At 66.4% G+C, this 12,520-nt stretch carries 6 protein-coding genes; 2 read left to right on the top strand and 4 right to left on the bottom strand.

Translation table 11 applies throughout. The features are described from left to right. Positions 1–108 precede the first annotated feature (108 nt). Entirely contained in the window at positions 109–945 is an 837-nt protein-coding gene (locus tag VQ067_RS27480) for a 23S rRNA (adenine(2030)-N(6))-methyltransferase RlmJ (protein WP_003095790.1), read from the top strand. 3 nt (positions 946–948) lie between these two features. On the opposite strand, the gene msrA is transcribed toward VQ067_RS27480, so the two are convergent. From msrA to aceE, 4 genes are all read right to left on the bottom strand, one after another. After that, positions 949–1,596 (bottom strand): peptide-methionine (S)-S-oxide reductase MsrA, encoded by a 648-nt coding sequence (gene msrA / locus VQ067_RS27475; RefSeq protein ID WP_003095789.1) that lies wholly within the window; start codon positions 1,594–1,596, stop codon positions 949–951. A gap of 94 nt (positions 1,597–1,690) precedes the next feature. After that, entirely contained in the window at positions 1,691–4,390 is a 2,700-nt protein-coding gene (gene dipA, locus VQ067_RS27470) for a phosphodiesterase DipA (protein WP_003110189.1), read from the bottom strand. A 417-nt stretch (positions 4,391–4,807) separates the two neighbouring features. After that, the gene (gene aceF / locus VQ067_RS27465; protein ID WP_033989919.1) at positions 4,808–6,451 is read right to left on the bottom strand and encodes a dihydrolipoyllysine-residue acetyltransferase; all 1,644 of its coding nucleotides are present in this window, start codon (positions 6,449–6,451) and stop codon (positions 4,808–4,810) included. Between the two features lie 144 nt (positions 6,452–6,595). After that, the gene (gene aceE, locus VQ067_RS27460) at positions 6,596–9,244 is read right to left on the bottom strand and encodes a pyruvate dehydrogenase (acetyl-transferring), homodimeric type (protein WP_003114556.1); all 2,649 of its coding nucleotides are present in this window, start codon (positions 9,242–9,244) and stop codon (positions 6,596–6,598) included. A 281-nt stretch (positions 9,245–9,525) separates the two neighbouring features. Between aceE and glnE the strand changes: the two genes are divergently transcribed. After that, positions 9,526–12,474, top strand: coding sequence for a bifunctional [glutamate--ammonia ligase]-adenylyl-L-tyrosine phosphorylase/[glutamate--ammonia-ligase] adenylyltransferase (gene glnE / locus VQ067_RS27455; RefSeq protein ID WP_003109906.1), 2,949 nt, complete (start codon positions 9,526–9,528; stop codon positions 12,472–12,474). Positions 12,475–12,520: the final 46 nt, after the last annotated feature.

Raw genomic sequence — 12,520 nt, 5'->3', positions numbered from 1 at the left:
CCTCGCCCATGGGCGAGGGCCTGTGCCGACGCGGGGTCGGCGCGAATCCGCCGGGGCCGGGCGGTCCGGCTAGCAGCGCTGCCTGGCGCTGTCCAAGGAGCAGTCATCATGAACTATCGTCACGCTTACCACGCCGGCAACCATGCCGATGTCTTCAAGCACCTGGTGCTGGCGCGGATCTTCGCCCTGCTGGGGCGCAAGGACACGCCGTACGCCTACCTGGACAGCCATTCCGGGGTCGGCCTCTACGACTTGCAGGGTGACGAGGCCAGCCGCACCGGCGAGTGGGAGCAGGGCATCGCCCGCCTGTGGGAGCGCGAAGGCCTGCCTGAGCAACTGGACGATTACCTGGACGTGATCCGTCACCTGAACCCGGACGGCTCCCTGCGCTATTACCCGGGCTCGCCGGAACTGGCGCGGCGCCTGACCCGCGCCCAGGACCGCGTGCTGCTCAACGAACTGCATCCCGAGGACGGCCGCCTGCTCAAGGCCAACATGGCTGGCGAACGGCGGGTCGCCGTGCACCAGGGCGACGGTTGGCTGCTGCCGCGGGCGTTCCTGCCGGCGCCGGAAAAGCGCGCGGTGCTGCTGATCGATCCGCCGTTCGAGCAGGCCGACGAATTGCAGCGTTGTGTCGCTGCGCTCGACGAGGCGATCGGGCGGATGCGCCAGACGGTGGTGGTGATCTGGTATCCGATCAAGGACGAGCGCCAGCTCAAGCGTTTCTACCAGGCCCTGGAACGTAGCGTCGCGCCGAAGCTGCTGCGTGCCGAGCTGCACGTGCATCCGATCGACGACGCCGAGCGTTTCAACGGCTCCGGGCTGGCCATCGTCAATCCGCCGTGGCCGCTGGAGGACGAACTGCGCGACCTGCTGCCCTGGCTGGCCGAGGTCATGGCCCAGAGCCAGGGCGGCTGGCGTCTCGACTGGCTGGTGGCGGAATAGTCGTCAGGCCGGCAGGCACACCCCGGTGCCGCCCAGGCCGCAGTAGCCGTTGGGGTTCTTCGCCAGGTACTGCTGGTGGTAGGCCTCGGCGTAGTAGAAGGGCGGGACGTCGGCGATCTCGGTGGTGATGCGGTCGTAGCCGGCTTTCGCCAGTTCGGCCTGGAAGCTCTCCCGGCTGGCCATGGCCGCGGCCTTCTGGGCCGCGTCGAAGGTGTAGATCACCGAGCGGTACTGGGTGCCGATGTCGCCGCCCTGGCGCATGCCCTGGGTCGGGTCGTGGGCTTCCCAGAATACCTTGAGCAGCTGTTCGAAGCTGGTCTCCTGCGGGTTGTAGACCACCAGCACGACCTCGCTGTGGCCGGTCAGGCCGGAGCAGACTTCGTCGTAGGTCGGGTTCGGCGTGTAGCCGCCGGCATAACCCACCGCGGTCACCCAGACGCCCGGTTGCTGCCAGAGGCGACGCTCGGCGCCCCAGAAGCAGCCCATGCCGAACAGCACCTGTTGCAGGCCGGCGGGGAATGGCGCGGTCAGCGGGCGGCCGTTGACGAAGTGCGCTTCGGGCACCGGCATGGCGCTTTCGCGACCCGGCAGGGCCTGGTCCGGCGTGGGCAGCTCGCTTTTCTTGGTGAGGATTTCAGAACGCAGAACCATGGCTCTCGTCTCCTGCTCAGGGGGTAGGCGAATGACTCGCGGATGAGCACAGAGAGTACAGCCTTTCCGCGCCGGCGGGGGAGGCCTGGGGCGATCAGTGCAGGGTGCGGCAGGGATAGCGCAGCAGGCTGGTATTGAGCAGGTCGCTGGGGATCGGCCGGTCGAACAGGTAGCCCTGGCCGATGTCGCAGCGGTTGCGCCGGAGGAAGGCCAGTTGCTCGGCGCTCTCCACGCCTTCGGCGACTACCTTGAGCTTGAGGTTGTGGGCCATGGCGATCACCGCCGAGGTGATTTCCATGTCGTCCTGGCTGTCCGGGATGTCCTTGATGAAGCTGCGGTCGATCTTGATCACGTCGATGGGGAATTTCTTCAGGTAGCTCAGTGACGAGTAGCCGGTGCCGAAGTCGTCCATCGCCAGGGTCAGGCCGAGGCTCTTCAGGCGTTCGAGTTGCTGGCGGGTATCGTCGGTGGCGTCCAGCAGCAGGCTTTCGGTGAGCTCCAGTTCCAGCTGGCTGGCCGGGATGTTCTCTTCGTGGAGGATCGCCGCGATCGAGCCGACCAGGTCCGGGTCGGTGAACTGCTTGGGCGACAGGTTGATGGCGATCTGCAGCTCGCCCAGCCCGGCCTCGGCCAGCTCGCGGGCCTGGCGACAGGCTTCGCGGATCACCCACTTGCCGATCGGCACGATCAGCCCGGTTTCCTCGGCCACGCTGATGAAGCGGTCCGGGCGGATCATGCCTTTTTCCGGATGCTGCCAGCGCAGCAGGGCTTCCAGGCCGAGCAACTGGCCGCTGCGCAGGCACAGCTTGGGCTGGTAGTGCACCGCCAGTTCGTTCTGCGCCAGGGCGCGGCGCAGGTTGCTCTCGACGAACAGCTTGTAGCTGGCCTCGGCGGTCAGCGCCTCGGTGAACACCTGGACCTGGTGCTTGCCGTTGGCCTTGGCCTTGTGCAGCGCCAGGCCGGCGTACTTCATCAGGGTCTGCGGGTCGCAGCCGTGCTGCGGGGCGCTGGCCAGGCCGATGGAGCCGGTGATGTTGATCAACTGGTTGTCGACGAACAGCGGCTTGTCGAGCATGTGCAGGACCTGCGCGGCAATGCTTTCGCCCTTTTCCACCGCGGTGTCGTCGAGCAGCACGGCGAACTCGTTGCTGGCGAAGCGCGCCAGGGTGGCGCCGTCGCCGAGGCAACTGCGCAAGCGCCGGGCCAGGCTGACCAGCAGCTTGTCGCCGGTCTGGTGGCCGAGGCTGTCATTGATCCGCTTGAAGTTGTCGATGTCCACCAGCAGCAGGCTGAGCGGGCGGTCGCCGCTGCTTTCCAGGCGTTCCTCGAGGGCGCCGATGAAATAGTGCCGGTTGGCCAGGCCGGTGAGGTTGTCGCGGTAGGCGAGTTTCTCGATGTGCTGCTGGGCCAGCTTGTTCTGCGTGATGTCTTCGTAGATGCCGATGTAGTGGGTCAGCTCGCCGAGATCGTCGTAGACCTTCGACAGCGACAACTGGCCCCAGTAAGGCTCGTGGTTCTTGCGGCGGCTGCGGAACTCGCCCTGCCAGCTGTTCTGCTGGGTCAGCGCGGAACGCGCGTCGAACAGCAGCTCGCTGAGGTTCTCCAGCGCCGGAAGCTCGGACAGGCGTCGGTTACGCACTTCGTCGGCGCTGTACTGGGTGATCGAGGTGAAGCTCGGATTGACGTATTCCACCACGCCGTCGCGGTCGATCAGCAGGAAGGCGCTGGCGCTCTGTTCCACCGCGCGCTGGAACAGGTGCAGGGCGCTGGAGACATTGCGTCGCTCGTGGTTCATCAGGACCTGCGCGTACTGGTCGGCGAGTTCCCCGGCGAAGGCGATCTCGTCGCTCTGCCACATGCGGTTCTCGCCGGCGTGTTCCAGGCACAGCACGCCGACCACCTCGCCGCCGATGCGGATGGTGGCGTCGAGCAGGGCGTTGACGCCCAGCGGCTTCAGGTAGTCCTTGTAGAGTTCCTGGGTGCGTGGGTCGCGCTGGGCGTTGTGGGCGTCGATGGCGCGCCCGCTGTGTACCGCCTCGAGGTAGGCGGGGTAGCGGCTGGCGTCGATGCTCTGGGGCTTCTCGTACTGGTCGAGGTCGCGGCGGTAGACGGTCACCGCTTCCAGGCGCTGGTCGTCGAGCAGGCGCCAGATGCCGGCGCGCGCGGTGCCGTAGGCTTCGCAGGCGGCCTGGGTGATCAGTTGCGCGGCTTCCAGCAGCGGGTCGCTGGACAGGTAGCGATGGCGGGCCAGGCGGACGATCAGGTTCTGCTGGGTGCGCGAGCGCAGCAGGTGTTGCAGGTGGTCGTCCTGGGAGCGCTGGTAGAGGTCCAGGGACGCCTTCAGGCGCAGGTTCTGCGATTCCAGGTCGAGCAACTGTTCGCTGCGCTCGGCGCTCTCCTGTCGCTCCTCGACCATCAGGTAGCCGTGCAGCAACTGGCGGCCATGCTGCTGGAAGGCTTCGCCGAACTCCAGCATGGTCAGCACGCCGTTGGGTGTGTGCAGCTTGTAGCTCACCTGGTAGTGCGGGCGCTTCACCAGTTGCTGCTGGATCTGCTCGTGCAGGCGGTGGCGGGCCTCGGGTTCCATCAGGCTGGCGTAAGGCGCATCGAGCAGTGCGCAGAGGGTAGTCGCCGGCAGCCCGAGCTGGCGCTCGCAGGCAGGATCGAGGAACAGCAGTGCCCAGCTCGGCTCGTTCAGCCGCTCGAAACGCAGCAGCCCGAGCCGCGACGGCACGGGTAGCTGCGTGACAACCTCGGCCGCCGAACGGCTGGCGGCATCGGGATGACTTTTCATGCGAGGCTGATTCCAGGTACTGAGCGAGGGGGAGGCCTCGACCCGTTTCGATGGGGTGCAGGCAAAGGGTGCATTATGCCGATTGGTCTGACAAGTAACTCTGTATCGGCCCGGCAGGGCCCAAGTTAAGCGTATCCGGGAAAAAACCGCTGGACGGTCGGAGGTCTGCGGCGCCGCTGGAAAAGCCCTGTTTTTCGTAGGGTTGGCTTCGCCGGGAGGGTTGGCGTCGAGCGCCTGTCATCGTGCGCGCCGAACTCGCGCCTGCGGGTCCTGTGGCATTCGCTGGCGGTACGACGGGACGCAGTTTCGCCGAGCCGTCAGGCAGGCAAAAAAAGCCCCACCATCCGGTGGGGCCGAGAGACGAGCGTGGCATGCTCGCGAGAGGGGCTGGCCGCTCCGTGGGGAGCGGCGCAGGTATTACAGGAGCAGGGTGCGGATGTCCGCCAGCAGCTCGCCCAGGCGCTTGGTGAAGCGCGCCGCGGCGGCGCCGTTGATCACGCGATGGTCGTAGGACAGCGACAGCGGCAGCATCAGGCGCGGCTGGAAGGCCTTGCCGTCCCATACCGGCTGCATGGTCGCCTTGGACACACCGAGGATCGCCACTTCCGGCGCGTTGACGATCGGCGTGAAGCCGGTGCCGCCGATGTGGCCGAGACTGGAGATGGTGAAGCAGGCGCCCTGCATGGCATCGGCCGAGAGCTTCTTGTTGCGGGCCTTGTCGGCCAGCTCGGCGGCCTCGGCGGCCAGTTGCAGGAGGCTCTTCCGGTCGACATCGCGGATCACCGGGACCAGCAGGCCGTCCGGAGTGTCCACGGCGAAGCCGATGTGTACGTACTTCTTGCGAATCAGCGCCTTGCCGCTGGGGGCCAGCGAACTGTTGAAGTCCGGCAGTTCCTTGAGCAGGTGGGCGCAGGCCTTGAGCAGGATCGGCAGTACGGTCAGCTTGACCCCGGCCTTCTCCGCCGCGGCCTTCTGGGCAACGCGGAAGGCTTCCATGTCGGTGATGTCCGACTGGTCGAACTGGGTCACGTGCGGCACGTTCAGCCAGCTGCGATGCAGGTTGGCGGCGCCGACCTGCATCAGGCGGGTCATCGCCACTTCTTCCACTTCGCCGAACTTGCTGAAGTCGACTTCCGGGATCGGCGGGATGCCGGCTCCGCCGGTGGCGCCGGCACCGCCGGACTTGGCGCGCTGCAGTTGCTCCTTGACGAAGACCTGGACGTCTTCCTTGAGGATGCGGCCCTTGGGACCGCTGGCTTTCACTTCGCTCAGCTCGACGCCGAACTCGCGCGCCAGCATGCGCACCGCCGGGCCGGCGTGGACCTTGGCGCCGTCGCGGCTGGGTGCGCCGACCGGAGCCGGGGTATCGGCCTTGGCTGGCGCAGGGGCCGCCGCGGCGGGCTTCTGCTCGGCGGCGGGCGCCGCGGCCTGGGCCGGAGCGGCTACCGGCTGCTCTTCGGCTGCCGGAGCGGCGCCTTCCACCTTCAGCTTGAGGATCAGGTCGCCGGTGCCGACTTCGTCACCGACCTTGATCGAGACGCTTTCCACCACGCCGGAGGCCGGCGAGGGGATCTCCATGCTGGCCTTGTCGGATTCCAGGGTGATCAGCGACTGGTCGGCCTCGACCGTGTCGCCGGCCTTGACCATCACTTCGATGACGTTGGCCTTGCCGGCCGAGCCGATGTCCGGGACCTTGATGTCCTGGACGCTGGCTGCGGCGGGGGCGGCCGGCTTGCTCTCGCTCGGGGCGGGAGCAGGCGCTTCGGCTTTCGGCGCTTCCGGTTGGGCGGGCGCTGCCTCGGCCTTGGCTTCGGCAGGCTGTTCGCCGCCTTCCACTTCCAGCTCGAGGATTTCGTCACCTTCTTTCAAGGTGTCGCCGACCTTCGCCTTGATGCTTTTCACTACCCCGGCCTTGGGACTGGGGATTTCCATGCTGGCCTTGTCGGATTCCAGGGTCAGCAGGCTCTGATCGGCCTCGACCTTGTCGCCGGGCTTGACCAGCAGCTCGATGACTTCACCCTCACCGTTGCCGATGTCGGGTACGCGAATGAGTTCGCTCACATTCCTCTCCTTTTACGTGCCACCACCGCTGTGCGGCGCGCAAAACAAAGACTTTTGGTCCTTGGTTCGTTGTGAGCCGGCGCCGCCCGTTGGCGGCGCCGGCGTGCTCGAAACCCCTCGCTGCCGAGGGGAGTATGGAGCGAATTAGCAATCCAGCGGGTTGCGCTTCTCCGGATCGATACCGTACTTGGCGATGGCCTCGGCCACCACTTTCGGCTCGATATCGCCGCGATCGGCCAGCGCTTCGAGCGCGGCCAGCACCACCCAGTGACGATCCACTTCGAAGAAGTTGCGCAGCTTCTTGCGGCTGTCGCTGCGGCCGAAGCCGTCGGTGCCGAGCACCTTGTACTCCTTGGAGGGAACCCACTGGCGGATCTGCTCGGCGTAGAGCTTCATGTAGTCGGTGGAGGCGATCACCGGGCCGCGACGGCCGCCCAGGCACTCCTCGACGTAGCTCTGCTTCGGCTTCTGGCCCGGATGCAGGCGGTTCCAGCGCTCGACGGCAAGGCCGTCGCGACGCAGCTCGTTGAAGCTCGGCACGCTCCAGACGTCGGCGCCGATGCCGAAGTCGTTGCGCAGCAGCTTGGCCGCTTCCTCGACTTCGCGCAGGATGGTGCCGGAGCCCAGCAGTTGCACGTGGTGAGCGGCTTCCTTCTTGTCCTCCTCGAGGAGGTACATGCCCTTGATGATGCCTTCCTCTGCGCCCTTCGGCATGGCCGGCTGGACGTAGTTCTCGTTCATCACGGTGATGTAGTAGAAGATGTCCTGCTGCTCTTCGATCATTTGCCGCGAGCCTTCGCGGATGATCACCGCCAGTTCGTAGGCGTAGGTCGGATCGTAGGTGCGGCAGTTCGGGATGGTCGAGGCCAGCAGGTGGCTGTGGCCGTCCTCGTGCTGCAGGCCTTCGCCGTTCAGCGTGGTGCGACCGGCGGTGCCGCCGATCAGGAAGCCGTGCGCGCGGCTGTCGCCGGCGGCCCAGGCCAGGTCGCCGATGCGCTGGAAGCCGAACATCGAATAGAAGATGTAGAACGGCAGCATCGGCTGGTTGTGGGTGCTGTAGGAGGTACCGGCGGCAATCCAGCTGGACATGGCGCCGGCCTCGTTGATGCCTTCCTCGAGGATCTGGCCCTTCTTGTCCTCGCGGTAGAACATCACCTGGTCCTTGTCCACCGGCTCGTAGAGCTGGCCGACCGAGGAGTAGATGCCGAGCTGGCGGAACATGCCTTCCATGCCGAAGGTACGGGCCTCGTCCGGGACGATCGGGACGATGCGCGGGCCGAGTTCCTTGTCCTTGACCAGCTGCGAGATGATCCGCACGAAGGCCATGGTGGTGGAGATCTCGCGATCGCCGGAGCCGTCGAGCATGGCCTTCAGGGTTTCCAGCGGCGGAACCGGCACGCTCATGCTCTTCTGCCGGCGCACCGGCATGAAGCCGCCCAGCGCGGCGCGGCGCTCGGCCAGGTACTTGGCCTCGGCGCTGCCTTCTTCAGGCTTGTAGAACGGCAGCTTCTCCAGGTCGGCGTCCTTGACCGGGATGTCGAACTTGTCGCGGAACGCGCGCAGGCTGTCGACGTCGACCTTCTTCACGTTGTGCGCGATGTTCTTCGCTTCGCCGCTGCCGGTGCCGTAGCCCTTGATGGTCTTGGCCAGGATGACGGTCGGCTGGCCCTTGTGGTTGACCGCCTGGTGGTAGGCCGCATAGACCTTGTAGGGGTCGTGGCCGCCGCGGTTGAGCTTCCAGATTTCCTCGTCGGAAAGGTCCTTGACCATTTCCAGGAGTTCCGGACGCGCGCCGAAGAAGTGCTCGCGCACGTAGGCGCCGTCTTTCGCCTTGTAGTTCTGGTATTCGCCGTCGATGACCTCGTCCATGCGCTGCTGCAGCAGGCCGGCGGTGTCCTTGGCGAACAGCGGGTCCCAGAAGCGACCCCAGATGACCTTGTTGACGTTCCACTCGGCGCCGCGGAACACGCCTTCCAGTTCCTGGATGATCTTGGCGTTGCCGCGGACCGGGCCGTCGAGGCGCTGCAGGTTGCAGTTGATGACGAAGATCAGGTTGTCGAGTTTCTCGCGGCCGGCCAGGGAGATCGCGCCGAGGGATTCCGGCTCGTCGCACTCGCCGTCGCCCATGAAGCACCAGACCTTCTGCTTGCCGGCGGGGATGAAGCCGCGGCTTTCCAGGTACTTCATGAAGCGTGCCTGGTAGATCGCCTGGATCGGGCCAAGGCCCATGGATACGGTGGGGAACTGCCAGAAGTCTGGCATCAGCCAGGGGTGCGGATAGGAGGACAGGCCGTTGCCGTCCACTTCCTGGCGGAAGTTCTCCAGTTGTTCCTCGCTGATGCGGCCTTCGAGGAAGGCGCGGGCGTAGACGCCGGGGGACGCGTGGCCCTGGAAGAACACCAGGTCGCCGCCATGTTCGTCGGTGGGAGCCTGGAAGAAATAGTTGAAGCCGATGTCGTAGAGGGTCGCCGAGGAGGCGAAGGTGGAGATGTGGCCGCCCAGGTCCGGGTCGTGCTTGTTCGCCCGCATCACCATCGCCAGGGCGTTCCAGCGCACCAGGGAGCGGATCCGGCGCTCCATGAACAGGTCGCCGGGCATGCGTGCTTCGTGGGTTACCGGAATGGTGTTGCGATAGGGCGTGGTGATCGCGTAGGGCAGTTGGGTGCCGCTACGGCTGGCCAGCTCGCCCATGCGGGTCATCAGGTAATGAGCGCGGTCTTCACCTTCGCGGTCGAGTACGGACTCCAGGGCGTCCAGCCATTCCTGGGTTTCGACGGGATCGAGGTCTTGCATGGCTTGCTCCAGGGCGGAAAGGCTTCCAGAATCGGATGCCATAGGTGAGCGGCCGGCCTCGTGGGCGACCGCAGCTAATTCTTGGATGTTCTCCGGGGGTGTACCCGGCGACTTGTAGTTTTACTACAGATCAGTCTGAGAAACAGCCCTCTGGATACAATTTTTAGTAGTAAAACTACATTTCGATTGTCGCTGTCAGGCTATAAGGCCCGATGTAGAGCCTTTTCGACGTTGTGCGTCGAGCCTGTGGTCTTCGGTCGGAAGCCCAAACAGGATAGACCATGAGCCTGCCTTCGCTGGCGAATCTGCCGGCCACCCTGCTGCCCGCCGCCGAACGCGCCGGGACTGCCCTCCGCTCCGCTGTCGCCGCCCTCGATGCCGCCGCCCTGGCCCGCCTGGAGGCCTGGCCCGAGGAGCGCCTGGAGGATTTCCGACGGGTCGCTGCGGCCAGCGATTTCGTCGCCGAGCAGGCAGTGCGCGACCCGGCGATGCTGCTGGATCTGGCCGAACGCGGCGAGCTGGAGAACCCCCACGCGCCCGGCGAATTGCGCAGCCAGTTGCAGGCGCGGCTGGAGGATTGCGCCGACGAGGACGAACTCGGTCGGCGCCTGCGACGTTTCCGCACACGCCAGCAACTGCGCATCATCTGGCGCGACCTGACCCGCCGCGCCGCGCTGGCGGAAACCTGTCGCGACCTGTCGGCCCTGGCCGACGCCTGCATCGACCTGGCTTGCGAGTGGCTCCATCGGCGCCAGTGCGAGCAGTTCGGCACGCCGATCGGCCGGCGCTCCGGCGAACCGCAGCGGATGGTGGTCCTCGGCATGGGCAAGCTGGGCGCGGTGGAGCTCAACCTGTCGTCGGACATCGACCTGATCTTCGGTTACCCGGAGGGCGGCGAGACCGAGGGGGCGAAGCGTTCGCTGGACAACCAGGAATTCTTCACCCGCCTGGGGCAGAAGCTGATCAAGGCGCTGGATGCGATCACCGTCGACGGCTTCGTCTTCCGCGTCGACATGCGCCTGCGTCCCTACGGCTCCAGCGGACCGCTGGTCTACAGCTTCGCCGCGCTGGAGCAGTACTACCAGGACCAGGGGCGCGACTGGGAGCGCTACGCGATGATCAAGGCGCGGGTGGTCGGCGGCGACCAGCAGGCAGGCGAGCAACTGCTCGGCATGCTGCGGCCGTTCGTCTATCGGCGCTACCTGGACTTCTCCGCCATCGAGGCGCTGCGCACCATGAAGCAGCTGATCCAGCAGGAGGTCCGGCGCAAGGGGATGTCGGAAAACATCAAGCTGGGCGAAGGCGGTATCCGCGAGGTGGAGTTCATCGCCCAGGCCTTCCAGTTGATCCATGGCGGGCGCGACCTGAGCTTGCAGCAACGACCGCTGCTGAAGGTGCTGGCGACCCTGGAGGGGCAGGGCTACCTGCCGCCGGCGGTGGTCGAGGAGCTGCGCGGCGGCTACGAGTTCCTGCGCTACGCCGAGCATGCCATCCAGGCGCTGGCCGACCGGCAGACGCAAATGCTGCCCAGCGACGAATACGACCGCATCCGCGTGGCCTTCATCATGGGCTTCGCCAGTTGGGCCGCATTCCACGAGCGCCTGAGCCACTGGCGGGCGCGCATCGACTGGCACTTCCGCCAGGTGATCGCCGACCCGGACGAGGACGAAAGCGGCGAGGCGGCCTGCGGCAGCGTCGGCGCCGAGTGGATCCCGCTGTGGGAGGAGGCGCTGGACGAGGAGTCGGCCAGCCGGCAACTGGCCGACGCCGGCTTCGTCGATGCCGAGGCGGCCTGGAAGCGTCTCAGCGATCTGCGCCACGGCCCCCAGGTGCGAGCGATGCAGCGTCTCGGCCGGGAGCGCCTGGATGCCTTCGTTCCGCGCCTGCTGGCGATGACCGTGGAAAACCCCCAGCCGGACCTGGTGCTGGAGCGGGTCCTGCCGCTGGTGGAAGCGGTGGCGCGGCGTTCCGCCTACCTGGTGTTGCTGACCGAGAACCCTGGCGCGCTGGAGCGCCTGCTGACCCTCTGCGCGGCCAGCCCGATGGTTGCCGAGCAGATCGCGCGGTTCCCGATCCTGCTCGACGAACTGCTCAACGAGGGGCGCCTGTTCCGTCCTCCACAGGCCGCCGAGCTGGCCGCCGAGCTGCGCGAACGGCTGATGCGGATTCCCGAGGACGACCTCGAGCAGCAGATGGAGACCCTTCGTCACTTCAAGCTGGCCCACGGGCTGCGGGTGGCGGCCTCGGAGATCGCCGGCACGCTGCCGTTGATGAAGGTCAGCGACTACCTGACCTGGCTGGCCGAGGCGATCCTCGTCGAGGTCCTCGAACTGGCCTGGCGGCAGTTGGTGCAGCGTCACGGCCGGCCGTTGCGCGCCGACGGCACGCCGTGCGATCCGGACTTCGTCATCGTCGGCTACGGCAAGGTCGGCGGGCTGGAGTTCGGTCATGGCTCGGACCTCGACCTGGTGTTCATCCATGACGGCGACCCCCACTGCGAGACCGATGGCGGCAAATCCATCGATGGCGCGCAGTTCTTTACCCGCCTGGGGCAGAAGATCATCCATTTCCTCACCGCGCAGACGCCATCCGGCACCCTCTACGAGGTCGACATGCGCCTGCGTCCGAGCGGCGCGGCCGGCCTGCTGGTGAGTTCGCTGGGCGCCTTCCAGCGCTACCAGGAGCAGGAGGCCTGGACCTGGGAGCACCAGGCGTTGGTCCGCGCCCGGGTGCTGGCCGGTTGCCGGCGGGTGCAGGCGAGCTTCGAGGCGGTACGTGCCGAGGTGCTGGCGAGGCCGCGCGATCTCGACGCGTTGCGCACCGAAGTCAGCGAAATGCGCGCCAAGATGCGCGACAACCTGGGAACCCGCGCGACCGCCGCCGGCACCGCCTCGAATGCCTTCGAGGCCACGGCAGCCTTCGATCTCAAGCACGATGCCGGTGGTATCGTCGATATCGAATTTATGGTGCAATATGCGGTTCTAGCTTGGTCCGGAGAACACCCGGCGCTGCTCGAATTCACCGATAACATCCGCATTCTGGAAGGACTGGAACGGGCTGGCCTGATCGCCAGCGAGGACGTCCGTCTCCTGCAGGAGGCCTACAAGGCCTATCGCGCAGCCGCACACCGCCTGGCACTACAGAAGGAGGCCGGGGTCGTGAGCGGCGAGCACTTCCAGACGGAGCGGCGAGAAGTGATCAGGATCTGGCGCGAGCTGCGGCTCGGCTGATCCACTCAGGCACGTAACGCAAGTACGTAACGAATATCTGAAGGAG

This window comes from Pseudomonas sp. KBN12P06040, from assembly GCF_037574965.1.
Classification (GTDB): domain Bacteria; phylum Pseudomonadota; class Gammaproteobacteria; order Pseudomonadales; family Pseudomonadaceae; genus Pseudomonas; species Pseudomonas aeruginosa.
The sequence above is the reverse complement of the archived record's forward strand: the minus strand, read 5'-3'. Positions and strand labels throughout refer to the sequence as shown.

Coding starts and splice junctions, on each gene's coding strand:
- VQ067_RS27480 (WP_003095790.1), top strand. CDS start 109: ATGAACTATCGTCACGCTTACCACGCCGGCAACCATGCCGATGTCTTC.
- msrA (WP_003095789.1), bottom strand. CDS start 1,596: ATGGTTCTGCGTTCTGAAATCCTCACCAAGAAAAGCGAGCTGCCCACG.
- dipA (WP_003110189.1), bottom strand. CDS start 4,390: ATGAAAAGTCATCCCGATGCCGCCAGCCGTTCGGCGGCCGAGGTTGTC.
- aceE (WP_003114556.1), bottom strand. CDS start 9,244: ATGCAAGACCTCGATCCCGTCGAAACCCAGGAATGGCTGGACGCCCTG.
- glnE (WP_003109906.1), top strand. CDS start 9,526: ATGAGCCTGCCTTCGCTGGCGAATCTGCCGGCCACCCTGCTGCCCGCC.